The sequence below is a fragment of the Eikenella sp. NML120348 genome (genome assembly GCF_001648435.1).
GTDB classification, from domain to species: Bacteria; Pseudomonadota; Gammaproteobacteria; order Burkholderiales; family Neisseriaceae; genus Eikenella; species Eikenella exigua.
This window is the reverse complement of record NZ_LXSP01000001.1, coordinates 134,876-161,040: the sequence shown is the minus strand read 5'-3', so window position 1 is coordinate 161,040 and position 26,165 is coordinate 134,876. Positions and strand designations below refer to the sequence as shown.

Annotated in this window: 26 protein-coding genes; 15 read left to right on the top strand and 11 right to left on the bottom strand. The window is 57.5% G+C overall.

All coding sequences use genetic code 11. The features are described from left to right. Positions 1-36 precede the first annotated feature (36 nt). From nusA to A7P99_RS00705, 7 genes are all read left to right on the top strand, one after another. Complete coding sequence (gene nusA / locus A7P99_RS00735) at positions 37-1,533, top strand: transcription termination factor NusA (RefSeq protein WP_067446468.1); 1,497 nt, start codon at positions 37-39, stop codon at positions 1,531-1,533. Between the two features lie 15 nt (positions 1,534-1,548). Then, entirely contained in the window at positions 1,549-4,266 is a 2,718-nt protein-coding gene (gene infB, locus A7P99_RS00730; protein WP_067686212.1) for a translation initiation factor IF-2, read from the top strand. Positions 4,267-4,558: 292 nt separating this feature from the next. Further along, positions 4,559-4,891 (top strand): hypothetical protein, encoded by a 333-nt coding sequence (locus A7P99_RS00725; protein ID WP_067447331.1) that lies wholly within the window; start codon positions 4,559-4,561, stop codon positions 4,889-4,891. A gap of 21 nt (positions 4,892-4,912) precedes the next feature. Further along, on the top strand, positions 4,913-5,284 hold the full coding sequence (gene rbfA, locus A7P99_RS00720) for a 30S ribosome-binding factor RbfA (protein WP_067686209.1): 372 nt from the start codon (positions 4,913-4,915) through the stop codon (positions 5,282-5,284). Positions 5,285-5,393: 109 nt separating this feature from the next. Next, positions 5,394-6,302 carry a MoxR family ATPase gene (locus tag A7P99_RS00715; RefSeq protein ID WP_067446459.1) on the top strand — a complete coding sequence of 303 codons (909 nt, stop codon included), beginning with the start codon at positions 5,394-5,396 and terminating at the stop codon, positions 6,300-6,302. Further along, positions 6,299-7,207 carry a DUF58 domain-containing protein gene (locus A7P99_RS00710; RefSeq protein ID WP_067446456.1) on the top strand — a complete coding sequence of 303 codons (909 nt, stop codon included), beginning with the start codon at positions 6,299-6,301 and terminating at the stop codon, positions 7,205-7,207. The genes A7P99_RS00715 and A7P99_RS00710 overlap by 4 nt, the downstream gene beginning before the upstream one ends. A gap of 89 nt (positions 7,208-7,296) precedes the next feature. After that, entirely contained in the window at positions 7,297-8,088 is a 792-nt protein-coding gene (locus tag A7P99_RS00705) for a hypothetical protein (RefSeq protein ID WP_067686206.1), read from the top strand. Between the two features lie 131 nt (positions 8,089-8,219). On the opposite strand, the gene A7P99_RS00700 is transcribed toward A7P99_RS00705, so the two are convergent. Continuing rightward, the gene (locus A7P99_RS00700) at positions 8,220-8,885 is read right to left on the bottom strand and encodes a YdcF family protein (protein WP_067686203.1); all 666 of its coding nucleotides are present in this window, start codon (positions 8,883-8,885) and stop codon (positions 8,220-8,222) included. A 32-nt stretch (positions 8,886-8,917) separates the two neighbouring features. Then, positions 8,918-9,280, bottom strand: coding sequence for an arsenate reductase (glutaredoxin) (arsC, locus tag A7P99_RS00695; RefSeq protein WP_067447329.1), 363 nt, complete (start codon positions 9,278-9,280; stop codon positions 8,918-8,920). Between the two features lie 227 nt (positions 9,281-9,507). On the opposite strand from arsC, the gene A7P99_RS00690 reads away from it, so the two are divergent. Next, positions 9,508-10,002 carry a TlpA disulfide reductase family protein gene (locus tag A7P99_RS00690; RefSeq protein WP_153705668.1) on the top strand — a complete coding sequence of 165 codons (495 nt, stop codon included), beginning with the start codon at positions 9,508-9,510 and terminating at the stop codon, positions 10,000-10,002. A 100-nt stretch (positions 10,003-10,102) separates the two neighbouring features. Here the strand turns inward: A7P99_RS00690 and thrC are convergent, their stop codons facing one another. Then, positions 10,103-11,515 (bottom strand): threonine synthase, encoded by a 1,413-nt coding sequence (thrC, locus tag A7P99_RS00685; RefSeq protein WP_067686200.1) that lies wholly within the window; start codon positions 11,513-11,515, stop codon positions 10,103-10,105. Positions 11,516-11,595: 80 nt separating this feature from the next. Further along, the gene (locus A7P99_RS00680; RefSeq protein WP_067446444.1) at positions 11,596-12,345 is read right to left on the bottom strand and encodes a rhomboid family intramembrane serine protease; all 750 of its coding nucleotides are present in this window, start codon (positions 12,343-12,345) and stop codon (positions 11,596-11,598) included. A 230-nt stretch (positions 12,346-12,575) separates the two neighbouring features. On the opposite strand from A7P99_RS00680, the gene A7P99_RS00675 reads away from it, so the two are divergent. Then, the gene (locus A7P99_RS00675) at positions 12,576-13,916 is read left to right on the top strand and encodes a replication-associated recombination protein A (protein WP_067686198.1); all 1,341 of its coding nucleotides are present in this window, start codon (positions 12,576-12,578) and stop codon (positions 13,914-13,916) included. A gap of 86 nt (positions 13,917-14,002) precedes the next feature. Here A7P99_RS00675 and A7P99_RS00670 read toward each other — a convergent pair whose 3' ends face one another. From A7P99_RS00670 to smpB, 4 genes are all read right to left on the bottom strand, one after another. Beyond that, positions 14,003-14,689, bottom strand: coding sequence for a hypothetical protein (locus A7P99_RS00670; protein WP_067527563.1), 687 nt, complete (start codon positions 14,687-14,689; stop codon positions 14,003-14,005). A 151-nt stretch (positions 14,690-14,840) separates the two neighbouring features. Continuing rightward, positions 14,841-15,617 carry a type I methionyl aminopeptidase gene (gene map, locus A7P99_RS00665; protein WP_003823082.1) on the bottom strand — a complete coding sequence of 259 codons (777 nt, stop codon included), beginning with the start codon at positions 15,615-15,617 and terminating at the stop codon, positions 14,841-14,843. A gap of 96 nt (positions 15,618-15,713) precedes the next feature. Further along, entirely contained in the window at positions 15,714-16,085 is a 372-nt protein-coding gene (locus A7P99_RS00660) for a hypothetical protein (RefSeq protein WP_067527561.1), read from the bottom strand. A gap of 84 nt (positions 16,086-16,169) precedes the next feature. Beyond that, positions 16,170-16,616, bottom strand: coding sequence for an SsrA-binding protein SmpB (gene smpB / locus A7P99_RS00655; protein WP_255361181.1), 447 nt, complete (start codon positions 16,614-16,616; stop codon positions 16,170-16,172). Between the two features lie 223 nt (positions 16,617-16,839). Here smpB and A7P99_RS00650 point away from each other — a divergent pair, with 223 nt between their 5' ends. The 5 genes from A7P99_RS00650 to A7P99_RS00630 all read left to right on the top strand — a co-directional run bounded on the left by A7P99_RS00650 (position 16,840) and on the right by A7P99_RS00630 (position 21,307). Next, positions 16,840-17,496 carry a GrxB family glutaredoxin gene (locus tag A7P99_RS00650; protein ID WP_067446432.1) on the top strand — a complete coding sequence of 219 codons (657 nt, stop codon included), beginning with the start codon at positions 16,840-16,842 and terminating at the stop codon, positions 17,494-17,496. A 2-nt stretch (positions 17,497-17,498) separates the two neighbouring features. Beyond that, positions 17,499-18,824: a DUF445 domain-containing protein gene (locus A7P99_RS00645; RefSeq protein ID WP_067446429.1), complete on the top strand. Its 1,326-nt coding sequence runs from the start codon at positions 17,499-17,501 to the stop codon at positions 18,822-18,824. 228 nt (positions 18,825-19,052) lie between these two features. Then, the gene (locus tag A7P99_RS00640) at positions 19,053-19,649 is read left to right on the top strand and encodes an SUKH-4 family immunity protein (protein WP_067446426.1); all 597 of its coding nucleotides are present in this window, start codon (positions 19,053-19,055) and stop codon (positions 19,647-19,649) included. Positions 19,650-19,739: 90 nt separating this feature from the next. Then, on the top strand, positions 19,740-20,399 hold the full coding sequence (locus A7P99_RS00635; RefSeq protein WP_067446423.1) for an NAD(P)H-dependent oxidoreductase: 660 nt from the start codon (positions 19,740-19,742) through the stop codon (positions 20,397-20,399). A 140-nt stretch (positions 20,400-20,539) separates the two neighbouring features. Beyond that, positions 20,540-21,307, top strand: a complete 768-nt coding sequence (locus tag A7P99_RS00630) for a DUF4336 domain-containing protein (protein ID WP_067446420.1) — start codon at positions 20,540-20,542, stop codon at positions 21,305-21,307. 130 nt (positions 21,308-21,437) lie between these two features. Here the strand turns inward: A7P99_RS00630 and lepB are convergent, their stop codons facing one another. The 3 genes from lepB to lepA form a co-directional block, all read right to left on the bottom strand. Beyond that, a complete protein-coding gene (lepB, locus tag A7P99_RS00625) occupies positions 21,438-22,475 on the bottom strand; it encodes a signal peptidase I (protein ID WP_082880632.1) in 1,038 nt (345 codons plus the stop codon). 214 nt (positions 22,476-22,689) lie between these two features. Continuing rightward, positions 22,690-23,025, bottom strand: coding sequence for a hypothetical protein (locus A7P99_RS00620; RefSeq protein ID WP_067446417.1), 336 nt, complete (start codon positions 23,023-23,025; stop codon positions 22,690-22,692). 84 nt (positions 23,026-23,109) lie between these two features. After that, the gene (gene lepA, locus A7P99_RS00615; protein WP_067446414.1) at positions 23,110-24,903 is read right to left on the bottom strand and encodes a translation elongation factor 4; all 1,794 of its coding nucleotides are present in this window, start codon (positions 24,901-24,903) and stop codon (positions 23,110-23,112) included. Positions 24,904-25,224: 321 nt separating this feature from the next. On the opposite strand from lepA, the gene menA reads away from it, so the two are divergent. Further along, complete coding sequence (menA, locus tag A7P99_RS00610; protein WP_067527559.1) at positions 25,225-26,127, top strand: 1,4-dihydroxy-2-naphthoate octaprenyltransferase; 903 nt, start codon at positions 25,225-25,227, stop codon at positions 26,125-26,127. Positions 26,128-26,165: the final 38 nt, after the last annotated feature.

The following is a 26,165-nucleotide window of genomic DNA, read 5'->3' as shown; positions in this document are numbered from 1 at the left end:
GCCTATTTATCAATTAATAATGGAGAGTTCATTCCCATGAGCCGCGAAATGTTGCAACTGGCCGAAGCATTGGCCAGCGAAAAAAACGTTGAATCCGAAGTGGTATTCGAAGCATTGGAGTTCGCCCTGTCGGTGGCTGCCAAGAAAAAGGACGACCGCGAACACATGGACGTGCGCGTGAGCATCGACCGCAATACCGGTGAATACCATACTTTCCGCCGCTGGTTAATTGTGGCCGATGAAGACTACACCTACCCCGACACGCAGAAAACCATCGAGGAAATCCAAGAAGAATTCCTCGATTCCACGCTACAAATTGGCGAGTATTACGAAGAAGAGCTGGAAAACGTGGCCTTTGGCCGCCAAGCCGCACAAACTGCCAAGCAAATCATCCTGCAACGCATCCGTGATGCCGAGCGTGAGCAAATTCTGCAAAAATTCCTTGCCCGCCGTGAAGACGTGGTAATGGGCACAGTAAAACGCGTTGAGCGCCACGGCATCATTGTGGAAGTCGGCCGTTTGGACGCACTGATTCCGCGCGACCAGTGTATCCCACGTGAAAACTTCCGCAGCGGCGACCGCATCCGTGCCCTCTTCCTGCGCGTGGACGAACAAGGCAACAGCGGGCGCAAACAAGTTATCCTCAGCCGCACCTCGCGCGAATTTTTGGTAAAACTGTTTGAGCAGGAAGTGCCGGAAATTGAAGATGGCCTGTTGGAAATAAAAGAAGTCGCCCGCGACCCCGGCCAGCGCGCTAAAATCGCCGTCAAATCCAATGATACGCGTATCGACCCACAAGGTACCTGCATCGGTGTGCGCGGCTCGCGTGTGAATGCCGTATCCAACGAATTGGCCGGCGAGCGTGTGGACGTGGTGCTGTGGTCGCCCGAAACCGCCCAATTTGTGATTAACGCGCTCTCCCCCGCCGAAGTCAGCCGCATTTTGATTGATGAAGATAACCATTCGGTAGACGTTATAGTAGCCGACGACCAGCTCGCGCCCGCCATCGGACGCAGCGGCCAAAACGTGCGCCTCGCCGCCGATCTCACCGGCTGGCAGCTCAACATTATGACTGTACAGGAAGCCGAAGAGCGCCACGAAGCTGAAGACGCACAAATCCGCAACCTGTTCATGCAGCACTTGAACGTGGACGAGCAAACTGCTGACCTGCTGATTGAAGAAGGCTTCGCCGCCTTAGAAGAAGTGGCCTATGTGCCCACTGCCGAACTGGTGGAAATCGGCTTCGACGAAGCCACCGTGGAGACCCTGCACAACCGCGCCCGCGATGCCATTCTTACCCTGGCCATCATGTCGGAAGAAAAACTGGACGAAATAGAAGAAGAGCTAAAAAACCTAAACGGCATCGATCTAGACATGCTGCGCGATCTGGCACAGGCCGGCATTACCACCCGCGACAGCCTGGCTGAGCTTTCCACCGACGAATTGATTGAAATCACCGGCGTGAGCGAAGAAGATGCCAAAACCGTTATTTTGGCCGCCCGTGAACATTGGTTTGCCGAAACACAGGAATAAGGAGGCCGGAAACTTATGAGTAGTACCGTACAACAATTTGCTGCTGAACTGAAAAAAACCGTACCCACACTCTTAGAGCAGCTCAAAGCCGCCGGCGTGGAGAAAAACAATGGTGCCGACAGCATCAGCCCGGCAGACAAACAAGCCCTACTGGCGTACCTACGCAAGCAGAATGATAGCGGCACTGTATCCATCAGCGTGAGCCGCACCCGCACCGAACGCAGCATCGTGGCTGGCGTACAGGTAGAAACCCGCCGCCGCCGCCGTGTAGCCGTGCCGCCAATTGAATCAGCTGCCGAGCTTGTTGTACTACCCACTGCCGAGCCGGCCACTCCGGTTAAAACTATGGCCACTATTGTTGAAACTGCCATCGAGCCAGCTGCCACAGAGATTCAAATAGCCTCCAAAAACCTTGAAGCTGACACTGTACTTGCTGCCAAAGAAAAACCAGCCAAGGCGAAAACCGAAGCTGCTGCCGAAGTCAAACCAAAACGCAGCCGCAACCCCAAAAAAGAAAAAGCACCCAAACCACTACCGCAGCCTGTGGAAGTAGTCAGTGCCGCCGAACAGGTCATGCGTAACGAAGAAGCCCGCCGTGCCGAAGCCTTGCGTGCGCACCAGCAAGCCCTATTGAAAGAAAAACAGGAGCGCCAAGCTCGCCGAGAAGCTGCCAAACTGCAAGCGCAGCAGGAAGCCAAGCTGGCCAAAGAGCAGCAGTCTGCCCCGCGCAGTGCTGCGCCAAGCGAAAAAACCCCTCTTTCCTCTGGTAGCGCCGCCCCTGGAAGTAGCCGCCCAAAAAAAGGCGAACGCCACCAGCGCGACGACGATATGCCGCGCGGCCATTCCGCCAAAAGCAAAGGCAAAGAACGCAATAACCGTGGCGATGAAGAACGTGTGCGCAGCGGTAAAAAAAGCAAAAAACAGCTCAAGCTGGAGCCTAATCAGCACGCCTTCCAAGCCCCAACCGAGCCGGTGGTGCATGAAGTGCTCGTACCCGAAACCATTACAGTGGCCGATTTGGCACACAAAATGGCGGTTAAGGGCGTGGAAGTGGTGAAAGCCCTGATGAAGATGGGCATGATGGTTACCATCAACCAATCGCTCGACCAAGAAACCGCGCTGATTGTGGTGGAAGAAATGGGTCATATCGGCAAACCCGCCGCCGCAGACGATCCCGAAGCCTTCTTGGATGACACCGAAACCGCCGTTCAAGCTGAAGTCCTGCCGCGCCCGCCGGTGGTAACCGTAATGGGCCACGTGGACCACGGTAAAACCTCACTGCTTGACTACATCCGCCGTGCCAAAGTGGTACAAGGCGAAGCCGGCGGCATTACCCAGCACATCGGCGCCTACCACGTGCAAACCCCGCGCGGCGTCATCACCTTTCTCGACACCCCCGGTCACGAAGCCTTTACCGCGATGCGTGCACGCGGCGCACAGGCTACCGATATCGTGATTCTGGTGGTGGCTGCCGACGACGGCGTGATGCCACAAACCATCGAAGCTATCGCCCACGCCAAAGCAGCCGGTGTGCCAATGGTGGTGGCCGTGAACAAAATCGATAAGGAAGCCGCCAATCCCGAACGCATCCGCCAAGAGCTGACTGCTCACGAAGTTATCCCCGATGCTTGGGGTGGTAATGTGCAGTTTATCGATGTTTCCGCCAAACAAGGCATCAATATCGATGCGCTTTTGGAAGCCGTGCTGCTGGAAGCCGAAGTGCTCGAACTGAAAGCCCCGGTAGACGCACCCGCCAAAGGCATCATCGTGGAAGCCCGCCTTGATAAAGGCCGCGGTGCGGTGGCTACCCTGCTGGTGCAAAGCGGCACGCTGAAAAAAGGCGATATGCTCCTGGCCGGCACTGCATTCGGTAAAGTACGTGCCATGGTGGATGAAAACGGCAGACAAGTACAGGAAGCCGGTCCCTCCATTCCGGTGGAAATCCTCGGTCTCTCCGACGTACCCAATGCCGGCGAAGATGCCATGGTATTGGCCGACGAGAAAAAAGCACGTGAAATCGCCCTATTCCGCCAAGGCAAATACCGCGACGTGCGGCTGGCCAAACAGCAAGCTGCCAAGCTGGAGAACCTATTTGCCAACGCCGACGACGGCCAGGCAGCACAGCATTTGTCGGTAATCATCAAAGCCGATGTACAGGGTTCGTACGAAGCACTTTCAGGTAGCCTCAAAAAGCTGTCGAACGACGAGGTGAAAGTGGAAGTGTTGCACAGCGGCGTAGGTGGCATTACCGAAAGCGATGTAAACTTGGCCATTGCCTCCGGCGCATTCATCATCGGCTTCAACGTGCGCGCCGACGGCTCTGCCCGCAAGCTGGCCGAAAACGAAGACATCGAAATCCGCTACTACAACATCATTTACGATGCCATCGACGATGTGAAAGCGGCCATGAGCGGCATGCTCGCCCCCGAGCAGAAAGAGCAGCAGACCGGCACGGTGGAAATCCGCCAGGTCATCAATATTTCCAAAGTGGGCAACATTGCCGGCTGCATAGTTACCGATGGCATCATCAAGCGCGACAGCCGTGTGCGCCTCATCCGCGACCATGTGGTAATCCACACTGGCGAGCTCGAATCGCTAAAACGCTTCAAAGACGATGTGAAAGAAGTGCGTATGGGCTTCGAATGTGGCCTGATGCTAAAGAACTACAACGATATCCAAGAAAGCGATATGCTGGAAGCCTTCGATATTGTGGAAGTAGCCCGCACTCTGTAAACAGGCACAAGACGAAACAAGAGGCTGCCCGAACCCGTTTCAGGTAGCCTCTCGCTACATTTTCCGCACTGCAGGCTATATTGAGAGCGTTGTGGAGCAGTGAACTGTTTGGCAAATAAGAAAACGCAGCCAAACCCCACCGTTCGGTTATGGTTTTTTAGCAGTTTGGCTATATATGTAAAAAAATAAATGCTTAGGCCTATACCCAGTCGGCGATGGTTATCGTATCATATCGCTTGTTTACACCATGTTTGCCCACCATACCCACCGCTGCCCTGATGAGTACGCGAAAATGAACGACAAACAAACATATGCCTTTGAAACTTTTACCCTAATCCGCGAAATACGCCAACGCGAAAACGACGAACCGATCATCGTGGCCACCCTTGTCATGCCCGACAACTTCGTGCTCACCAGGCGGCTGCCTCTGCGCCCTGTCGATCGCGAAAATGACCTCAATATTATCCGCTTTTTGGAAAAGTCCTTCGACCTGAAGCCCTATTTCAAAACCCGCACCTTTGAAGAACAGCTGGGTGAATTCGACCAACTGCGCATCCAACACCGTAAAAAACAATACGACTCGTTGATGGATGCCCTGCTCGACCGCACCAGCGAACTGAAATAATCCCTGATCAAGAAAGACCATATGGCCAAAATCCACCGCGGCTATGCCCGCCAAGACCGCGTGCGCGAACAAATCCTGCGCGAGCTGGCCGAGCTCGTCCGCACCGGCCTCAAAGACCCGCGCGCCGGTTTCATTACCATCAACGAAGTCGAGCTTGCCCGCGACTACAGCCACGCCACCGTGTATTACACCGTGCTTGACGATGCCACGCGCGAGATTACCGCCAAAGCGCTCGAACATGCCAAGGGTCATCTGCGCAGCGAGCTTTCCTACTGCATCAAGCTGTTTAAAACGCCCGAGTTGCACTTCAAATACGACCAATCTCTTGAACGCGGCATGAGCATCTCCCAGCTGATCGAGCAGGTTTCCGCCGAAGAGCCGGTGCACGATTAGTCTGCCTGGGAATATGCCCTGTTGATTGAACAGGGCTTTTCTTCATACCGCCACAGCAAAAATATTTTCAGGTAGCCTCACACACATAACAACTCAGATAATCCACACTATGAATCCCCACTTGCAAAACGTCTTCTCCCAACTCAACAGCCTGATTCTCGGCAAAGAAACCGTTCTCCAACACCTGATGGCCTGCATCCTGGCCGACGGCCACGTTTTGCTCGAAGACGTGCCTGGCGTGGGCAAAACTACCCTCGCCCACGGCCTGGCCGCCGTGCTCGGCCTCGACTACCGCCGCGTCCAGTTCACCAACGACATGCTGCCCGCCGATCTTCTCGGTATCAACGTCTTCCAACCTGCCGACGGCCAATTCAAATTCCATCCCGGCCCCATTTTCCACCACTTCCTGCTGGCCGACGAAATCAACCGTGCCTCGCCCAAAATGCAGTCCGCACTTTTGGAAGCCATGGAGGAAAAACAGGTTTCCGTAGACGGCAAAACCTACCGCCTGCCCAAACCCTTCTTCGTAATCGCCACCCAAAACCCCATCGAACAACTCGGCACCTTCCCCCTGCCCGAATCCCAGCTCGACCGCTTCATGATGCGCCTCTCACTGGGCTACCCCTCCGCCGAAGCCGAACGCCGGCTCTATGCCCAAGGCGACCGCCGCCAACTGCTGCCCGCGCTCAAAGCCGTGTGCAACGCCGAAATCCTACTCCAATGGCAGGCCCAGGCCACCCAAGTGAAATGCTCTCAGCAGGCCGCCGATTATGTTTACCGGCTGGTGCAATCCACCCGACAGCCCGGCCTGTTCGTTACCGGCCTCAGCCCGCGCGCCGGACTTGCCGTGGTTAAAGCTGCTAAAGCCTGGGCCTTCCTCGCCGGCCGCGATTATGTGCTACCGGAAGACATCAAAGCCGTATGGATAGCTGTGGCCGGACACCGCCTGCAAACCTTGCAACCCCAATCCATCCCCCAGCTGTTGGAACAAATGCTGCTTCAGGTAGCCGTATCGTGAGCACCAACCAATACAGCCCGCGCCTGCGCGACCTGCGCCTGCGACCCACCCGGCTTGGCATCAGCCTGGCCGCCATGATTGTCCTGTTGTGGCTCGTCGGGCTCAACTATCAGGTAAACCTCGCCTATATCGTCGCCTTCTGGCTCGCCGGCTTCCTGTTTGTCGGCACCCTGCTCAATTGTCTCCAACTGCTCGGCCTGCGCCTAGACCTCACCCTACCCGAAGAACTCTTCCAAGGGCAGCCTGCCGATATCCAACTCTTCCCTGCCCCTTCCGTCAAAGCCCGCCACCGCCAGCTTTGGTTTGCCCCCGAGAGCCGCCGCAATACCGATCCCGAATACCGCACCGCCCTCTTCACCGCCAAGCAGCCCCAACCCTTCATCTGGCCCGTGCTGCCCGCACGGCGCGGCCGCCTCATCCTGCCCCCGCTGCGCTGCGCCAGCGTGTGGCCGTTTGCCGTGAGCAGCGTGGAATGCGTATGGCACTGGCCCGCCAACGGCCTCGTCTATCCCGCCCCCCAACCGCACACCGCCCCGCCAGGCAGCACTCCCGCCGAAGAAGGCGAGCCACGCCACAAGCTCGGCGGCAACGAAGACCTCGCCTTCCTGCAAGACCACCAACCCGGCACGTCTCTGCAACACATCGCCTGGAAAAGCTACGCCAAAAGCGGCCGCCTGCTCGACAAACACTTCGAAGAACCCGCCTTCCACGCCGCCGACCACATCATCAGCTATGCCGACTACCCCGCCGGCACCAGCGCCGACCGCCTCGCCAGCCTCCTGTGTTACCGCGTGCTCGAAGCCCACGGCCGCGGCCACCGCTACACTTTAATCCTGCCCGGCCAAACCATCCCTCCGCAAAACGGCCAGCGCGAAAAATGTTTGGCCGCGCTGGCGGTGATGTAAGCACTTGTATACGACAATAAAAAAGGCTACCTGAAAAACCAAACCGCAGTTTTCAGGTAGCCTCCAACCCGCATAAAAAGGAAACCACCATGCAAGCAATCAAATTAGCCCTCATCCTATCCGCCGCTACCCTACCCCTTGCCGCCCAAGCCAAGCAGTCCGCCCGCCAAGCCGCCGGCCTGCCCCAATTCATCCGTAGCATCAACCACGACGCGCCCATCAAATCCGGTCCCTTCACCATCCGTCGTGCCACCGCACAAGGCGGCAACATCCTGATTGATGCCGTCATCGACAGCCAACTGCTCCCACTGCCGCCCGCTGCCGAACGCGAGCCCACCGTCCAAGCCCTGCAAACCCTGGCCGAAGCCTCCTGGTGCGAACATCCCCAATTCCCCGCCCTCAACCAAACTCGCAGCCTCACCACCCGCTACTCCATCAGCGGCGAAACCGCCCCCATCAACATCACCATCCCTGCCAGCCGCTGTACCCAAATCCAAAGCAGCCAAAGCAGCCAAAGCCCGGCGCAACAGGAAGAAAACGGCCAAATCGCCGCCCTCATCCTCCTCATCCCCGGTATGAACCAACGCCTCCCCCTCACCGAAGAAAAACTCACCCTGCAACGCGTCCGCTTCGACCACACCGCGCGCACCATGCACAAATACCTCACTCTCAACGATCCTGAGCTCGCCAAACAGCCAGCTGCACAAATCCGCGCCAAACTGCAAACCGAAGCCCGCGCCCTTGTGTGCGAAGACCCCCTGCTCGCCCAAAGCAACCTCTACTACCCCACCACCCACCATTTCACCCTCACTGGTCACCCCGAAACCTTCAAAGCCGCCATTGCCAAAAACAGCTGCACCCAAACCGAAAACACAAAATAAGCCACCCAAATCATGCAAAAGGCTACCTGAAAATTATGTGAACTGAATAGGGAGAAATACCGTTGCCTCTCTATCCCTTTTCCTGCCGGCTGGGAGATAATGGCGGCAGCAAAGAAGCGGTGTGCTGAAAACTACTGCCCTGCCTGCCGCGAAAGCAGGTAATCCCGCCCGTAGGCAGCAGCGGTTTCGCTCAACCGCCACCATTGGAAGGCCATCAGCGACAGCACTTCGCTGACTATGAATTTAGCACGGTTCTGCCCGCTGTAGCGGCTGGTGGGCGTGGGCTCGGTTTGGTAATCCAGCCCCACATAATCGGCCACGGCGGCGGCGCGGGCGAGATGGTAGGGGTCGCTGATGATAACCACGCTTTCTAAGCCGTTGTTATACATTAAGGTTTTGGTATTTTCCAAATTCTGCTGTGTGTCGCGCGACGTGGTTTCCAGCAGGATGTCTTTATTCGGCACGCCGTGGCTGCGTGCGTAGCGGCGGGCCACTTCGGCTTCGGTCATATAGCCCGCCTTGGGCGTGCCGCCGGTGAAAATCAGCTTGCCCACTCGATTGCTGCGGTAGAGCGTGATGCCGTGGTTGATGCGCTCGCGGAACACAGGCGAAGGATTTTTGCCCCAGGCCGCCGCGCCCAGCACCACCGCTGCATCTGCCCGCCGGGAAGCGGTGCGCGTGCTGTAACTGTACATCAGCCAAGTGCACCATGCGGCCTGCACCAGCAACACCAGCAGACAGAGCTTGATGCCCCGCCAAACTTGGCGCAACAGGGAACCGCGGAATATGGCCAGCATGGTGGTCTCACATATACTTACAACTCAATCAGTTAATCGAACAAGGCAATAATGTTTTCCAACGGCCGCCCGATGGCGGCGCGTTGTCGGTATACCGCAATCGGGCGTTGCAGCAATGCCGGATGTTGGTGCAGCGCGGCAATCAGCTCGTCTTGGCTCAAATCCGGCTTGTCCAAACCCAGCTCGGCATAGGCCGCATCGGCAGTGCGCATGATGCTGCGCACATCTTGGGTGCCGAGCTGTTGTAGCAACCCTCGCAAATCGGCTTCGAAAGGCGGATTGGCACAGTAATCCAGTGTTTGCACGGCCATGCCCGGCTGCTGTTGCAGCCACTTTAAGGCGGCACGGGATTTGGAACAATTCGGGTTGTGATACAGCAAAACGGTTTCGCTCATGGGGTGCTCGCAGAGAAATGATGATTTAAACAGCGGTTTGTCGGCAGAGATAGTTGATGCAATTATTTTTTCATACATAAGTAAGCTAATTGCAGACTAGTACAAACTATACGCTAAGACGAGTCAATGCGGCAGGAAGGAATAGCTACATCAGCATCGGTCGATTCAATTCTAAGCCACTATATCGTACAATAGCCACTCTTGTTTTCACAATTTGGAAATCTGTTTTGAAAAAATATGTTGGATTGGCCGCCCTGCTGGCCGCTGTGCCGCTGTATGCGGCAGATTTGGTGAACCATTCAGACAACCGCCCTGCCTCGCTCGATACTGGCGCGCAGAAGCGGGTGCAGGTAGTAAACGTGTGGGCGACATGGTGCGTGCCATGCCGGCGCGAGATGCCGGCGCTTTCGCAATGGTATGCCGCCGAAAAACGGCAGCGGCGCGGAGTGCGCGTGGACATGGCAGGCGTGGCACTGGATAAGCCTGCCGATGTGAGCCTCTTTTTGCAGAGCGTGCCAGTGCACTACCAAATCCTGCGTTACACCGGCAATGACAGCACCGCCTGGATGCGCGGCTTGGGCAACCAAACCGGCGCCCTGCCCTTCACCGTAATCCGCGCCCCGGCCTGCGGCAACTACCGCAAAACCCTGCTGGGCGAAGTATCGCCGCAGCAGCTTACACAAGCGGTGGAAGCAGCGGCAGTGCAATGCCGCTCAGGCTGAAGCGTTTGTACCGGCTCATAATACACCCAAAGGCTACTTGAAATTGGCTTGAGCTCCGTTGAAGCCGATATTTTCAGGTAGCCTTTTCATTGTCTGTCAATTAAGCCAAAGCCTGCTCAATCAAGCTTTTCACTGCTGCCGCACTGTTGGGCAGTACGGTAACGTGTTGTGGCAGGTTTTCCAACCCGGCAAGTGCGGCGGGGCGCGGGGGTTTCACTTCATGCCCGGCGGCTTCGCTGATGGTGTCAGCAAACTTGGCCGCCAGCGCGGTTTCCAGGCACACGACGGTTTCGCCCACCTCGCGCAATTCGCGCGCCACTTTCATGCCGTCGGCGGTGTGCGGGTCGAGCCATTCCCCGTCGCTTGTGTGTATGGCGCGGATGGTGGCGAGGCGGTCGGCATGGCGGCTGGAGCCGGACACAAAGCCGAAAGTGTCGCGGATGCGCGGCAGTTCGGCAGATAAATCGAAACCTTCGCCGGCCGCCACCTGCTGCCACAAGGAGGCTACCTGAACGCTGCCTCTCCTCAATAAATCAAACACAAAACGCTCAAAATTGGAGGCTTTGGAAATATCCATCGAAGGGCTGGAGGTAACGTAGGTTTTAGCGGCGCTGCGCGGGCGATAGCGGCCGGTGCGAAAGAACTCGTCCAGCACGTCGTTTTCATTGGTGGCCACCATCAGGCGGCGGATGGGCAGGCCCATCTGTCTGGCGATATGCCCGGCGCAGATGTTACCGAAATTGCCGCTGGGCACGCAGAAGCTCACTTCTTCACTATTGCTTGCGGTGGCGCGGAAATAGCCGGCAAAGTAATACACCACCTGCGCCACGATGCGCCCCCAGTTGATGGAATTTACCGTACCGATGCTGTATTGCTGCTTGAAGGCGGCATCGTTTTGCAGCGCTTTGACAATGTCTTGGCAGTCGTCAAACATGCCTTCGATAGCAATATTGTGGATATTGGCATCGGCCAAGCTATACATTTGCGCCCGCTGGAAGGCGCTCATTTTACCGTGCGGCGACAACATAAACACATGAATGCCGGCCTTGCCGCGCAGGGCATATTCGGCGGCAGAGCCGGTGTCGCCGCTGGTGGCGCCGATGATGTTCAGGCATTTGCCTTCACGCACCAGCACATATTCGAAGGCGTGGCCGAGAAGCTGCATGGCCATGTCTTTGAAAGCCAGCGTGGGGCCGTTGGACAGGGCTTGGATTTTGATGCCGTCGGAGAGGGTGCGCACAGGGGTGATTTCGCGCGTGCCGAACACGGATTCGGTGTAGGTGTTGCCCACCAGGCGGCGCAAATCGGCTGCCGGAATATCGTCGATAAACAAGCTCATGATTTCAAATGCCAATTCGGCATAGCTCAAACCGCGCCAGTGCTGCAGCGTGGCTACATTCACCTGCGGATAACGCTCCGGCAGCATCAGGCCGCCATCGGGGGCGAGGCCCATAAGCAAAACTTCGCTGAAAGATTTGGGCTCGGTTTGCCCACGCGTGCTGATGTATCTCATAAAAACACTGTTGGAATAATAAGTTGTATAAAATGGCTACCTGAAAACAAATGCAGTGCGTTTCTGCGAAGCGAGAAAGGCTACCTGAAATCTGAAGCGCCGAAATCGGTAAACGACACTGGATCGCGGCGGCTGAGCCAATACCAGGCCAAAAGCGCGCCGCACACCGCGCCCCCCACGTGTGCCAAATGTGCGATATTGTCGCCAAACAGCGATACCCCGCCGAACTGGGCAAACAGCTCATACCCCACCGCCACCGGCACCAAATACTTAGCCTTAATCCGCATCGGCAGAAACATCACCGTGAGCGGTGCATCCGGGAAGCACAGCGCAAACGCCGCGAGCACGCCAAACACCGCGCCAGATGCGCCCAGCAGGTGCGTATAAAACGCCATAGCCAAGCCGTCGGGCACATTGGGCAAGCCACCGGAGAGTAGCGCTGAACGCACCGTGGCCTCGTCTAGCCCGATTTGCTCGGCCACATTGCGCACACCGTTGGCAATCAGGTATTCGTTCCAGCCCGTATAAAGCAGCGCCCCGGCCAAGCCGCACAGCAAATAAAGCAGCAAAAAACGCCGCTGGCCGAAGCGTAGCAGCAGCATCGGCGCAAACGACCACAACACCACCATATTAAACAGCAGATGCGTGAAATTCGCATGCAAAAACATATGGCTCAGCCACTGCCAATAGCGGTAGCGCAGGTGCTCCAACGGCCACAACGAGCCGGCCAGCTGCAAAAATTCAAAACCCGGCAGCTGCATCAACACAAACACCAGCCCATTCAACGCCAGTAAGGCATACAGCACCGTAAAATCAAAACGGAATCGCATAAGGAAAGAATCAGTCAAGCGTTAAAAACAGCCCATACTTGGGCTATTTTGGGAAAATCGGAAACACAGCTTTCAGGTAGCCTTTCAGTATCCGCAGCCAATGCGCTTAAGGCTACCTGAAACCCATCGCGCCGCATCATACCACAACCAGCCCGTTCCCCCAGAAGCCGCCGCACAGAATTTGCTATAAAATCCACCCCAACGCCTTACCACTTTTCAGGTAGCCTGCCATGCCCAACGACCTCTTCGCCCAAACCCCCGCCGCCCCCCTGGCCGAACGCCTGCGCCCGCACACGCTCGACGACGTAGTCGGCCAGCAGTACCTGATCGGCGCGGGCAAACCCCTGCGCGTGGCCGTGGAAGGCGGACAACCCCACTCCATGCTGCTGTGGGGGCCGCCCGGCGTGGGCAAAACCACTCTCGCCCGCATCCTCGCGCAGAGCTTCAACGCCCAATTCCTGCCCGTATCCGCCGTGTTTTCCGGCATAAAAGACATCCGCGAAGCCGTAAACAAAGCCGAAATCGCCCTCCAGCAAGGCCGCGCTACTATTTTGTTTGTTGATGAAGTGCACCGCTTCAACAAAGCCCAGCAAGACGCCTTCCTGCCCTATGTGGAAAGCGGCCTGCTCACCTTCATCGGCGCCACCACCGAAAATCCCTCCTTCGAAGTCAATCCCGCCCTGCTCAGCCGCGCCCAAGTTTACGTATTGCAAGCCCTTTCCGCAGACGAACTCGCCGCGCTCACCGCCAAGGTGCTCGCCCTGCCCGAATACCGCAGCTTCAGCCTCGAAGAAGACGCACAAAAACTGCTCATCCAAACCGCCGACGGCGATGCCCGCCGCCTGCTCAACCTGCTCGAACAGCTCCTGCGCGCCGCAGCCACCCGCCGCATCAGCCATCTCAACGCTGACTTTCTGGCCGACAGCCTCGGCAGCCAAATCCGCCGTTTCGACAAAGGCGGCGAAAGCTTCTACAACCAAATCTCCGCCCTGCACAAATCCGTGCGCGGCTCCCACCCCAACGCCGCCCTCTACTGGCTCTGCCGCATGCTCGACGGCGGCGCCGACCCTCGCTACCTCGCCCGCCGCATCGTCCGCATGGCCTGGGAAGACATCGGCCTAGCCGATCCCCGCACCCTCACCATCGCCAACGAAGCCGCCCACACCTACGAACGCCTCGGCTCCCCCGAAGGCGAGCTCGCCCTCGCCCAAGCCGTGCTCTATCTGGCTGCTGCCGCCAAATCCAACGCCGGCTACACCGCCTACAACCAAATGCGCCAATTCGTGAAGCAACACGGCAGCGCCGAAGTGCCGCCCCACCTGCGCAACGCCCCCACCAAGCTCATGCAGGAGCTCGGCTACGGCCGCGCCTACCGCTACGCCCACGACGAACCGCACGCCTACGCCGCCGGCGAAACCTATATGCCCGAAGGCCTGGCCGAGCCCGATTTCTACCAACCCGTGCCACGCGGCCTCGAAGCCAAAATCGCCGAAAAATTATCCTGGCTCAAAGATTTGGACGAAGCCGCACAAAACAGCACCACACAGCCGGAAGACAAAAAGGCTACCTGAAACATTTTTCAGGTAGCCTTTATCGCTGTTTAGCTGGCATAACGCCCGCTCTGTGCGTTTTCAGGTAGCCTTTCGATGGGCTATGCCTAGTGCCGCGGCTGGCGGTAGTTGTCGAGATCAACGATGCGTTCGAGCAGCATGTCGCACAAGTCGTCCATGCTGTCTTCGTCGAATGCACCGTTTTCGGCCACGAGGTCTTCGAGCCAATCGAGGCTGCGGCAGAGGCGCTGGTAGTTGATTTCGGTGTAGGCGGCGGGGCTGGCGGGGAGTTCGCTTTGCAGGAGGGCGAGGCCGTCGTCGCAGAGGTTGTCCCAGGCGCCGAGGCGGCAGGATTCGCAGATGTCTTCGGCGGTGCGCACCATTTCTCCGGTGTCGCCGCTGCTTTCAAACAGAAGCTGGGCTTCTTTGCCGTAGGTGGTGTCTTCGAAATATTCGTGCCAGGGCTCGAAGCTGAGGCCTTCGAAGTTTTGCGGCACAAATTCTGCGGGCAGGTTGTCCAGCAGCTCGAGCAGCTCTTCGGCGCTGTAGAAGCGGCCGTGTGCGCCCACTTTTACGGGATCGGGGATTTCGCCCCAGTAAAAGCCGCTGAATTCTTCGAGCAGGATTTGAAAGGTGTTGTCGTGCCGGTCGATGATGCCGAGGAAGTCGTGGTGCTGCTGCAGGCGGCTGAAATATTGGGGCAGCTCGGCAGCGGATACGGTAACGGGGCTGCCGCCGTCGATGTGGGCATCGTCGGTGTAGAAGGAATAGAAGATTTGGTAGGTGCGGTTCATGGCGGGGCTTAACGAAGGGAAAAGGCTACCTGAAAGTGCTGTGGAATCAGGTAGCGCTGGTGTTTATGGCAATGAAATCAGTGCCGTCGGTTTTCCTGGCGCGGCTGGAAACTGAATCTGCTCCGGCCAGGGCAAACCGGATTGGGCGGGATTAGGGCCGGCCGGTGCGGGGGCTGATGGTGAGGATTTCGTAGCCGGTGTCGGTAACAAGCACTTCGTGTTCCCATTGGGCGGAGAGTTTGCGGTCTTTGGTCACCACGGTCCAGCCGTCTTCGAGGATGCGCAGGTGGCGTTTGCCTTGGTTGATCATGGGCTCGATGGTGAAAATCATGCCGGGCTGCAACACGGGGCCGGTGCCTCTTTTGCCGTAGTGGACGACTTGCGGGTCTTCGTGGAAGCTGCGGCCGATGCCGTGGCCGCAAAATTCCTGCACCACGGAATAGCCGGCGTTTTCGGCGATTTGCTGGCAGGCGTAGCCGATGTCGCCGAGGGTGGCGCCGGGCTTCACGGCTTCGATACCGGCCATCATGCTTTGGTGGGTGATGTCGATCAGGCGCTGTGCCTGCGGGCTGATGGTGCCCACGGTATACATGCGGCTGGAATCGCCGTGGAAGCCGTCTTTTTTGATGGTGATGTCGATATTGAGGATATCGCCGTTTTTCAGGGGCTTATCGTCGGGGATACCGTGGCAGATAACGTGGTTTACGGAGGTGCAGCAGGATTTGGGGAAGGGGGGATTGCCGTAGTGCAGGGGCGCGGGGTAGCCGCCTTGCACGTTTACATGATAATCGTGCACCAGCTGGTTGAGTTCGTTGGTGGTAACGCCTGGTTTGACGAAATCGCCGATGTAGTCGAGGGCTTCGGCGGCCAGGCGGCCGAGTTCGCGCATTTTTTCGATTTCTTCTGGGGTTTTGATGATGATGGCCATATTGTTTTTCCTAATAATTTCAGTAACGGGCTACCTGAAAACAAGACCTTGGCCGGGCTTTTGCCAGGCCAAAACTTTTTCAGGTAGCCTTTAATGTTATTCCTGTTCGCCGTTGCGGCGTTTGCGGCGCAGCGGGATGCCGTGGGCGCCGTATTTTTGCGGCACGATGCCGCTACGGGCGAGCAGCATGAGTGCGCCAAGCAGCATCATGCCGAGCGCGGCCAGCGGGGCTGTGTTGATAAACATTTGGTTGCGCAGGTAAATAGCGGCGCCGATATACATCAGCATGGGGCCGTGCACGATACTTTGGGTGTTGATGCCGTCGAGCAGCAGCAGGGCAAGGCCGCCCAATACCAGCGCGAGAGCCAGCAGCGTGGCGGTGGTGGGCAAAATGTCGGTGCTGCTGAGGAACCAAACGGCGCCGAAAATAATCAACACGATGGGGAGGGCAAGGGAGGATTGTTTCATAAGGGGCTCCTGCTGAAGGTGGGGCTACCTGAAACTTGGCGGCATGGCGCTTTCAGGTAGCCTTTAATCGGACACACAAGCAACTCAGCGGTTTTTCAGCAGCCGCTGTTTTTCGCGCTTCCAGTCGGCTTCTTTCATGCTTTGGCGTTTGTCGTGCTGTTTTTTGCCTTTGGCCAGGCCGATGTCCATTTTAATGTAGCCGCGCCGATAGTGCAGGTTGAGCGGCACGAGGGTGTAGCCGCTGCGTTCTACTTTGCCGATCAGCTTGTTAATTTCGCTCTGCTTGAGCAACAGTTTGCGCTGGCGCACCGGATCGGGCTTAACGTGGGTGGAGGCGGTGGGCAGCGCGGTGATGTGGCAGCCCACCAGGTAAAACGCGTCTTTTTTCCAGTGGATATAGCTTTCTTTCAGCTGCACGCGACCGGCGCGCACGGCTTTCACTTCCCAGCCGTCGAGCACCAATCCGGCCTCGAGCTGGTCTTCGATAAAATAATCGTGAAAGGCTTTTTTATTGTTGGCGATACTCATGATGCTTTGCCGTTTCGTTACAGAAAGCGGATTTTAACAGCAAACCGCGCCGCTGAACATTCGCCCGGCGCTGCTAGACCAACGGCTTTGGCAGGCAGACATAGTGAATAAAATTTAAGAATGCTACAGCGTTAGCTCCTTTTTAATCCGCGATACTTTCAGGTAGCCTTCTGCCTCCGTGCTACAATCTCCCTGCTTGCAATCAATCCCTGTCAAGGAAACTATTATGAAGCTCTATCTCTACGACCACTGCCCCTTCTGCGTGCGCGCCCGCATGATTTTCGGCCTGCGCAACGTGCCGGTGGAAGAAATCGTTTTACTGAACGACGACGAAGCCACGCCCATCGGACTGATCGGCGCCAAACAAGTGCCCATCCTGCAAAAGCCCGACGGCAGCCACATGGGCGAGAGCCTCGATATCGTGCGCTATGTAGACGAGCTCGCCGGCCAAGCCCGATTGGATGAAACCATCCGCCCCGCTGTGCAGGCTTGGTTTGACCAAGTAAACAAATTCTACAACCATCTGGTGATGCCGCGCGAAGTGCGACTCGAGCCGCCACTGCCCGAATTCGCCACCGCCGAAGCCATTGCCTACTTCGTGCAGAAAAAAGAGCAAAACATCGGCAGTTTCGAGCAAAACCTGGCCGAAACCAACACCTATCTCGAGCGCATCCATATCGCCCTGCCCGAGCTGGCCGCACTGTTGGGCGAGCAGCCTTATCTCAACGGTAGCGCCCCCGGCATGGAAGACATCATCATTTTCCCCGTGTTGCGCAACCTCACCCTTGTGAAAGGCATCCTCTTCCCCGCCAAGCTGCAAGCCTATATCGAACGCCTGTCGGCCGAGAGCAAAGTACCGCTCTATTCCGAGCGCGCCCTATAGCCATGAACATCCTGTCCGGCCACGCCCAAGAAGCCGCCGCCCGCGCCAGGCTGCAACGCAGCCGCCGCCAGGCCGGCGGTCTGCTGCTGGCTGCCGTATTGCTGTTTATCGTTTCCGCGCTGTTTGTGCAGCGCCACCCCGCGCTGGGCTACCTGAAAGCCTTCGCCGAAGCCGCCACCGTCGGCGCGCTGGCCGACTGGTTTGCCGTAACCGCCCTCTTCCGCCACCCACTCGGCCTCAAAATCCCCCACACCGCCATCCTGCCACGCAACCAAAACCGCATTGCCGACGAGCTCGGCCGCTTCATCGAAACCAACTTCCTGCCCGAGCGCCCCATCACCATCCGCATCTACCGCCTGCGCATCGCCGAAAAACTGCGCCGCTGGCTGGCCCGCAGCAGCACCCGCCAAGAATGGCTGCCCGCCCTCGCGCGCCAAATCCCCGCCGCCCTGCAAACCATCCCGCCGCCAGAAGCCGCCCGCCTCGGCGCCGCCTTTTTAACCACACACGGTAACGGCAAACAACTCGGCACCGCCCTCTCCCAAGCCCTGCTCCTGCTCGATCAGCAAGGGCTACCTGAAAGCCTGCAAACCGCCCTGCTCGGCCAAATCCGCCATTGGATCAAACAGCCAAACACCCGCGTTTTGCTCGAAGAAAACCTCCGCGCCTGGGCGGAAAAAATCGAAACCAGCCAGCCCGACACCTGGGACAAACTCAAAGCCCAGCTGCGCGGCCGCCTCGTTGGCCAAATCGACAGCTGGGTGGCACAAAAAGCCCTCGACTGGGCCGACAACTACCTCGAAGCCGCCCTCACCAGCCCGCAGCACGAGCTGCGCACCGCCTTCCGCCGCCAATACCGCGCCCTCGCCCAAGAGCTCGCCACATCAGAAGCCTGGCAGCGCAAACTCGCCCTGGCCAAACGCCGCCTGGCCGACTCTCCCGAGCTGCAACAGCAAATCGCCCAACTGTGGCAAAGCCTCACCACCCGCCTTACCGCCGATGCCCAACGCCCCGATTCCGCCGCTGCACGCCGGCTGAACAGCCTGCTCACCTACCTGCTGCAACAACACGCCGCCACCCCGCAGCAGCTGCGCCGCCTCAACGTCCGCCTCGCCCTGCTCGCCCGCAGCCTGGTGCGCCGCCACCGCCACGCCGCCGCCGAATTTATCGCCGACAAAGTGAAAAGCTGGGACAGCCGCCAAATGAGCGACAAACTCGAGCTTTCCATCGGCCGCGATTTGCAGTTTATCCGCATCAACGGCACCTTGGTCGGTGGCCTAGTCGGCCTGCTGATTTACACCCTCAGCCAATGGCTGCCCGCACTGTAGGCCGATTTCAGCTACAAAAGGCTACCTGAAAGCGAAGTTTCGGCTCAGCTGAAGCTGAGTTTCTGCAAAACTTCACTGCAGTTAAATCCATAGCAAAATTTTCGGGTAGCCTTGCTGAAACAAGCTACCTGAAAGTACAACACATCCAGCCATAATCGATCCAAACCTTAGTTTTAACTTGGCTTTCAGGTAGCCTGCCCATCGACAACGCCAAACCCCAATACCGCCATGAACCTAGCCCGCGCCCTCGCTGCCGACCGTATCCCCATCCTCCGCCCCGCCGCCTATAGTATTGGAGAGCCGGCCAGCCTCGATGCTGTTTTCAAAGATGGCATCGCCTATCTGGCCGACTATCCGCCCGCCCGTTTCCACTTCGTCCGCCTCCCCGATGAAACCATCGCCATCCAAACCCCGCGCGGCGAAGCCCGCTGCTTCGGCAAATACGGCTATGGCGGCAGCTATTTCGTGGTGGCTGCAGATGATGCGGTGTGGCTGTATTCGCCGCGCGCCGAAAACGCTTGGAAGCAGGAATGGGTATTGGTTAACAGCAGCCTGGCCTTGTTTGTGCAAACTTATTGCCGGCTGATGTCGGCCGTATTCCTGCTCAAAGCCGATTTCGCCCAAGGCTACAACTTTAATCAAGGCGCAGCCCTAGCCGCACAACTGCAAAGCTGGCTCGCTCAAACCGACCCCGATGCCGCTGCCGACCACGCCTTTTGGAACCACCCGCTCTACGAAATCGAAGACGGCTTCTTCCATCTGGCAAACAACCCCGTCAGCCGCCAAATCGGCATGCCCGAACACCGTTATCAAGAAAACGAATAGGCTACCTGAAACATACACCGCGCAAGCTTCTGCGCCGCCCAAACCAATCATCCCTTCGATAAACATGCAACGCCATAGAAAGAAATCATCATGATCCTCACCCGCCAGCAAGCCCTCGATATTTTCCGCCGCCGCGTTTCCACCCGCTACTACGACCCCGAGCGCAAAATCAGCGCCGAAGATTTCGCCGCCATCCTCGATTTCGGCCGACTCTCGCCCAGCTCCGTCGGCTCCGAACCGTGGAAGTTTCTGGTGATCCAAAACCACGAGCTGCGCGAAAAAATCAAGCCTGTGGCCTGGGGGATGCAAGGCGCCATTGCCGAAGCCAGCCACCTAGTGATCCTGCTGGCGAAAAAACACGCCCGCTACGACAGCCCCTTTTTCAGCGAGCTGATGAACCGGCGCGGCTTCACCCCCGAGCAGCGCGCCGCCGCCCTTGAGCGCTACCGCAGCTTCCAAATCCACGATATCGCCATCGCCGACGACGAACGCGCCCTGTTTGACTGGGCAAGCAAGCAAAGCTACATCGCCCTGGCCAATATGCTCACCGGCGCCGCCATGCTCGGCATCGATTCCTGCGCCGTGGAAGGCATGGACTACACCGCCGTGGAACACATCCTCGCCCAAGCCGGGCTGCTCGACCCCACCGAATACGGCGTGTCCGTGGCCGCCACCTTCGGCTACCGCGCCCGCGATATTCAGCCCAAACCACGCCGCGATGCCGCCGAAACCGTGGTTTGGGCGGAATAGAGCAGGCAGATAAGCCGATAGTTTCAACTTCACAGAAGCTTGCAATAATTGCTTTCAGGTAGCCTCAATGTGCCAACAGGCTACCTGAAAGCAGCGGCTTCAACGAAGCGAGCGCCGCTTAGCGCCAGCAAGGAAACCGTATGAGCGCCCCCATCCACCTCTACCGCCCGCTCCACACTCTCAAACCCTTCGGCAACAATATTTGGATTGCCGATGGCGGCATTGTGCGCATGGCCTTTCCGCTCGGCCTGAGTATCCCTTTCAGCACCCGCATGACGGTTATCCGCCTCGCCGATGGCGGCCTCTGGTGCCACTCCCCCATCGAACCAAACCCAGAACTGTTATCCCAAATCAACGCGCTGGGGGAAGTGCGCCACCTCGTCTCGCCCAACCGCATCCACTACGCCCACATCCCCGCTTGGCAAAAACACTACCCCCAAGCCACCGCCTGGGCCAGCCTCGGCGTACGCGAACGCGCCACTGCCCAGCGCATTGCTGTATCCTTTGATGCCGATTTGGGCCCCAGCGCCCCAGCCCAATGGGCAGACGACATTGCCCAGCTCCCCTTCCTCGGTAGCTCGGTCATGACTGAAACCGTATTCTTCCACCGCGCCAGCCGCACCCTGATCCTCACCGACCTCATCGAAAACTTCGAGCCCAACAAATTCCCCAGCCGCTTCTGGGCGCAGGTAATGAAATGGGTCGGCATCGCCGAGCCCGACGGCAAAACCCCGCCCGACTGGCGCGCCACCTTCCGCAACCGCGCCGCCGCTCGCGAGAGCCTGGCACAAATACTCGCCTGGCAGCCCGACAAAATCATCCTCTCCCACGGCCGCTACTACGAAACCAACGGCACCACCGAACTGCGCCGCGCCTTCCGCTGGCTCCAGCCGGATCAATCCAAATAGTCACCACCAGGAGTGAAGCAAGGCACCATATCCCTCTGATTTACAACTAGGATAAAGGCTACCTGAAACTTTCAGTTAGCCTTTTACATAAATAGCAAAAACCGGCCAGCCGGCCGGTTTGTCTTTCCTATCAGCGGATAGTGTTGCCGATGCGCGAAGTGTCGCCCACGTTCATCCACACGAAAAACGCTTTGCCCACAATCAGCTTGTCGTCCACAAAGCCCCAGTAGCGCGAATCGGCGCTGCTGTCGCGGTTGTCGCCCATGGCGAAATACTTGCCTGCCGGCACGGTGCATTTAAAGCCGCTGCCGTCTGCCTCGTATTCGCAGTTTTCGCGCAAGCCGCTTTGGTAGCCGTTTGCAGCAAAATCATTAGCGGATTCAGCCAAGAAGGGGATGGAAACCGTGGGCACATTTTCATTTTTCAGCACATCGAAATGGCGGCCTTCCCAATCAGTGGAAAAGCGGGTGGCTTCTAGAATCCGATCCGGCTTGTAATCATCTGGATATTGGTAGCCGCCCACCAAATTATCCTGCTCAGTTTTGCCGTTTACCGTCAGCACCTTATTGCGATACTCCACCACATCACCCGGCAGGCCGACAATGCGTTTGATGTAGTTGGTATCCGGCTCCACCGGATAATTAAACACCACCACATCGCCACGCTGTACCTGACCCACCGGAATCAGCACATTATTCAACACCGGCACGCGGATGCCGTAGCTAAACTTGTTCACCAGCACAAAGTCGCCCTTCACCAGCCCCGGCCGCATCGAGCTGGAGGGAATCTGAAACGGCTCGGCCACAAAAGTGCGCAGCACAAACACCACCAAAATCAGCGGGAAGAAGCTGCCCATATAATCGCGGAAATGGTTGTCGTCTTGCTCTGCTTCGGCATAACCAGTTTGTTGCCTGCGCTGCTTACGTGCCGCACGCGCCCACAGCCATACCGCGCCGGTAAACAGCACCAGCAGCAGCAGCACTGCCGTGAGGCTCATCAGCTTGGCCAGCAGGCCGAACGAGCCTACCATCATCAGGAGGTAGCCCCATTGCAGGCCGCTGCTCCATTCACTGTTTTCTTGCCGCGTTTTCCTGCTCACGGCAAACAGCACGATACCGGCCACCAGAGCAGCTATAGCGGCATAAAGGATTGTGTTGGATTGTTCCACTTTTATATTTCCTGTATTGAAATGAGTTTGATAAGCTTTAGGCTACCTGAAAACTGGCAGCCCGCCTAAAATCTTTGTTCATAGCTTCCTGCCGCTGATGGTTACACCTTCGATAAAACTGAGGCCATAGCCGAAACCGACTCTACCACTAATTTTTTGCGCCTCACCGGCTCTAAATCGCTCGTTCTTAACGGCTGATTCCTGAAAACGGAAGTCATAGCTGCCGGAAACACCGCATCACCTCAACTGCAGCCCTCAAAGCCAAAACACGGCTGCGGTGGTCTGCAGCTAAATTATCTGTATCTGGCGTGCTATCTGCCCAGCCCCACACCAAAGCCATAGGCGGTTTCACCATCTGCCCCTGGCGGCAGGCTACCTGAAAATATTGCTGCTGAGGATCGTATTCATTCAAAAACAGCACCGGTGTGCCTTGCGGGCAGAATTGGCGGAATTGTTCCAACGCTTCCGGCGCGGCAGAAACGGCAAGGTTTTCGGATAGCGTCGGCTTTTCCATCTGCAGGTTGGGCGTGGCATAGGCGGAGGAAGCCATATAAATCGCCAGTATCAAAAAATGTTTTTCATTATCAGGCTTCCTTTCATTCAGGCTCTCGTTTTTCAGGTAGCCTGAATGTGGCTACTTATCCCCCACCTGCAAAATCGCCAAAAATGCGCTCTGCGGGATTTCCACATTACCCACCTGCTTCATGCGTTTCTTACCGGCCTTTTGTTTTTCCAGCAGTTTTTTCTTACGCGTGATGTCGCCGCCGTAGCATTTCGCCAATACGTTTTTGCGCAGCGCCTTCACGTTTTCGCGAGCGATAATCTGGCTGCCGATAGCAGCCTGCACGGCGATGTCAAACATTTGGCGCGGAATCAGTTCGCGCATTTTTGCTGCCAGCTCTCGGCCTCGGTGTATGGCATTTTGGCGGTGCACAATCAGGCTGAGCGCATCTACTTTGTCGCCATTCACCATAATATCTAGTTTCACCAAATTGGCGGCACGGAACTCTTTGAAATGGTAGTCCAGCGAGGCATAGCCGCGCGAGGTGGATTTGAGCTTGTCGAAAAAGTCCATCACCACTTCGTTCATCGGCAAATCATAAGTGAGCATCACCTGGCGGCCGAGATACTGCATATTGATTTGCACGCCACGCTTCTGGTTACACAACGTCATCACATTACCCACATATTCCTGCGGCACCAGAATGGTGGCGGTGATAATCGGCTCCAAAATGGATTCCACCGTGGCCAAATCCGGCAGTTTAGAAGGATTTTCCACTTCGATATGCTCGCCAGTCTTCAAAATCACTTCATACACCACGGTAGGCGCGGTGGTAATCAAGTCCATATCGAACTCGCGCTCCAGGCGTTCCTGCACAATTTCCAAGTGCAAGAGGCCGAGGAAGCCGCAGCGGAAGCCGAAACCGAGCGCTTGAGACACTTCCGGCTCGAATTTTAATGAAGCGTCGTTGAGTTGCAGTTTTTCCAGCGCATCGCGCAGGGCTTCGTAGTCGTGGCTTTCCACCGGATAGAGGCCGGCAAATACCTGGCTTTGCACTTCTTTGAAGCCAGGCAGCGGCTCAGCAGCGGGATTTTGCACCAGCGTTACCGTATCGCCCACTTTGGCTTGGCCGAGCTCTTTCACGCCGGTAATCAAAAAGCCTACTTCGCCCGCTTTAAGCTCTTGTCTGTTCACCGATTTCGGCGTAAACACGCCAAGCTGCTCCACTTGGCTTTCGGCTTTGGTGGACATAAAGCGCACTTTATCTTTCAGTTTCAGACGGCCGTTTTTCACGCGAATCAGCATTACCACACCGACATAGTTGTCGAACCACGAATCGATAATCACGGCTTGCAGCGGCGCGTTTTCGTCGCCTTCCGGCGCGGGGATTTTGGCTACGATTTCTTCCAGCACGTCTTCCACGCCCAGCCCGGATTTGGCCGAGCAGGTTACCGCGCCCACCGCGTCGATGCCAACGATATCTTCAATTTCCTGCGCCACGCGGTCGGGGTCGGCGGCGGGCAGGTCGATTTTGTTCAGCACCGGCACGACTTCCACGCCCAAATCAATCGCGGTGTAGCAGTTGGCCACGGTTTGCGCTTCCACGCCCTGCGACGCGTCCACCACCAACAGCGCGCCTTCGCAGGCAGAAAGCGAGCGGGACACTTCATAGGAGAAATCGACGTGCCCGGGGGTATCAATCAGATTCAAAAGATAAGTTTCGCCATTGCGGGCTTTATAGTTCAGCGCGGCGGTTTGCGCCTTAATCGTGATGCCGCGCTCTTTTTCGATGTCCATGCTGTCCAAAACCTGCGAACTCATTTCGCGGTTTTCCAAGCCGCCGCAGTGTTGGATGAAGCGGTCGGCGAGCGTGGATTTACCGTGGTCAATATGGGCGATGATGGAGAAATTGCGGATATTGTTCATATTTTGGCAAAAAAGTAAGCGGTCGTGATGGTAGGCAAAAGCATCGGTTTGGCCGATACGGGCTACCTGAAAAGCGGAGCTTCAGCAAAGTTAAAACAGGGTGGCAACACAGCAAGCCGTGCCGAAACCAAACTGCGTATTTTAGCCGAAAACGCTTGAAGCTGCCCGACAATTTGTTCACTCTCCCGCTTGACCCAACACAAGCAAAAAGCGCAAGCCCCAGCCCGATAGCGCAGAATCGGTTATCATGCCCGTTTTCCGTATCAGGCTACCTGAAACTGCCAATTGAATTTTTCAGGTAGCCTCCAAGCCACTCCCGCCATGCACGTCCTATTCCGCCTCATTCGTCCGCGCACTCTGCCGCTGGCCCTTGCCGCTGTTTGCTGCGGCAACGCCATTGCTTGGCACAGCAGCCCCGCAAGCTGGCGCGGCAGCGTGTTCCTGCTCAACCTGCTCACCGCGCTGGCTCTGCAAATCGTTTCCAATATTGCCAACGATTACGGCGACGGCATACGCGGTACCGACCGCCACCGCGCCCCCGATGCGCCAGAACGCCTCACCACTAGCGGCCAAATACCTCTCCCACACATCCGCCGTCTCCTCGCCGCCAGCGTATTGGCCGCCCTGCTCCTCGGCAGCACGCTCATCGCCCTCAGCTTGCGCCACCCGCAGCAATGGCTCGCCTTCCTGCTCTTAGGCAGCCTCGCCCTCGCCGCCGCCCTCACCTACACCCTCGGCCGCCATGCCTACGGCTACCACGGGCTGGGCGAAATCAGCGTATTCCTATTTTTCGGCCTGCTCGGCGTGCAAGGCAGCGCCTACCTGCAACAAGGCAGCTGCCCGCCCGAAGGCTGGCTGCCCGCCGCCGGCTGTGGCCTGCTCGCCGCAGCCGTGCTGCACATCAACAATATGCGCGACATCGAAAGCGACCGCCAATCCGGCAAAACCACCCCCGCCACTCGGCTGGGCTTTGAACGCAGCAAAACCCTGCACCGCCTCCTCCTCACCGCCGCCCTCATCTGCTACGCTGCCCTCGCCCCGCAAATTCCTAGCGGCCTCTTCTGGTTAACCGCACTGCCGTTGGCCGCCACTCACCTGCACCGCCTGCAAACCGCCACCAACCCTGCCGCCGCCGGGCGGGAACTGCCACACATCGTACGTTTCACCTTGGCCGTCAACCTACTCTTCGGCAGCGGCCTGCTGCTTGAATCTGTTCTATTCTAACCAGCTCCAAAACTAAATCTCCCAATAACTCATACACA

Bases quoted from the DNA above. Each gene is read 5' to 3' on its own strand.
- A7P99_RS00700 (WP_067686203.1), bottom strand. From the start codon at position 8,885: ATGCTGGCCATATTCCGCGGTTCCCTGTTGCGCCAAGTTTGGCGGGGC.
- A7P99_RS00620 (WP_067446417.1), bottom strand. From the start codon at position 23,025: ATGGCTTCCTCCGCCTATGCCACGCCCAACCTGCAGATGGAAAAGCCG.
- A7P99_RS00675 (WP_067686198.1), top strand. From the start codon at position 12,576: ATGCCCAACGACCTCTTCGCCCAAACCCCCGCCGCCCCCCTGGCCGAA.
- A7P99_RS00680 (WP_067446444.1), bottom strand. From the start codon at position 12,345: ATGCGATTCCGTTTTGATTTTACGGTGCTGTATGCCTTACTGGCGTTG.
- nusA (WP_067446468.1), top strand. From the start codon at position 37: ATGAGCCGCGAAATGTTGCAACTGGCCGAAGCATTGGCCAGCGAAAAA.
- infB (WP_067686212.1), top strand. From the start codon at position 1,549: ATGAGTAGTACCGTACAACAATTTGCTGCTGAACTGAAAAAAACCGTA.
- A7P99_RS00725 (WP_067447331.1), top strand. From the start codon at position 4,559: ATGAACGACAAACAAACATATGCCTTTGAAACTTTTACCCTAATCCGC.
- A7P99_RS00630 (WP_067446420.1), top strand. From the start codon at position 20,540: ATGAGCGCCCCCATCCACCTCTACCGCCCGCTCCACACTCTCAAACCC.
- A7P99_RS00660 (WP_067527561.1), bottom strand. From the start codon at position 16,085: ATGAAACAATCCTCCCTTGCCCTCCCCATCGTGTTGATTATTTTCGGC.
- A7P99_RS00640 (WP_067446426.1), top strand. From the start codon at position 19,053: ATGAACCTAGCCCGCGCCCTCGCTGCCGACCGTATCCCCATCCTCCGC.
- arsC (WP_067447329.1), bottom strand. From the start codon at position 9,280: ATGAGCGAAACCGTTTTGCTGTATCACAACCCGAATTGTTCCAAATCC.
- thrC (WP_067686200.1), bottom strand. From the start codon at position 11,515: ATGAGATACATCAGCACGCGTGGGCAAACCGAGCCCAAATCTTTCAGC.
- A7P99_RS00670 (WP_067527563.1), bottom strand. From the start codon at position 14,689: ATGAACCGCACCTACCAAATCTTCTATTCCTTCTACACCGACGATGCC.
- menA (WP_067527559.1), top strand. From the start codon at position 25,225: ATGCACGTCCTATTCCGCCTCATTCGTCCGCGCACTCTGCCGCTGGCC.
- A7P99_RS00635 (WP_067446423.1), top strand. From the start codon at position 19,740: ATGATCCTCACCCGCCAGCAAGCCCTCGATATTTTCCGCCGCCGCGTT.
- map (WP_003823082.1), bottom strand. From the start codon at position 15,617: ATGGCCATCATCATCAAAACCCCAGAAGAAATCGAAAAAATGCGCGAA.
- A7P99_RS00705 (WP_067686206.1), top strand. From the start codon at position 7,297: ATGCAAGCAATCAAATTAGCCCTCATCCTATCCGCCGCTACCCTACCC.
- A7P99_RS00715 (WP_067446459.1), top strand. From the start codon at position 5,394: ATGAATCCCCACTTGCAAAACGTCTTCTCCCAACTCAACAGCCTGATT.
- rbfA (WP_067686209.1), top strand. From the start codon at position 4,913: ATGGCCAAAATCCACCGCGGCTATGCCCGCCAAGACCGCGTGCGCGAA.
- lepA (WP_067446414.1), bottom strand. From the start codon at position 24,903: ATGAACAATATCCGCAATTTCTCCATCATCGCCCATATTGACCACGGT.
- A7P99_RS00645 (WP_067446429.1), top strand. From the start codon at position 17,499: ATGAACATCCTGTCCGGCCACGCCCAAGAAGCCGCCGCCCGCGCCAGG.
- A7P99_RS00650 (WP_067446432.1), top strand. From the start codon at position 16,840: ATGAAGCTCTATCTCTACGACCACTGCCCCTTCTGCGTGCGCGCCCGC.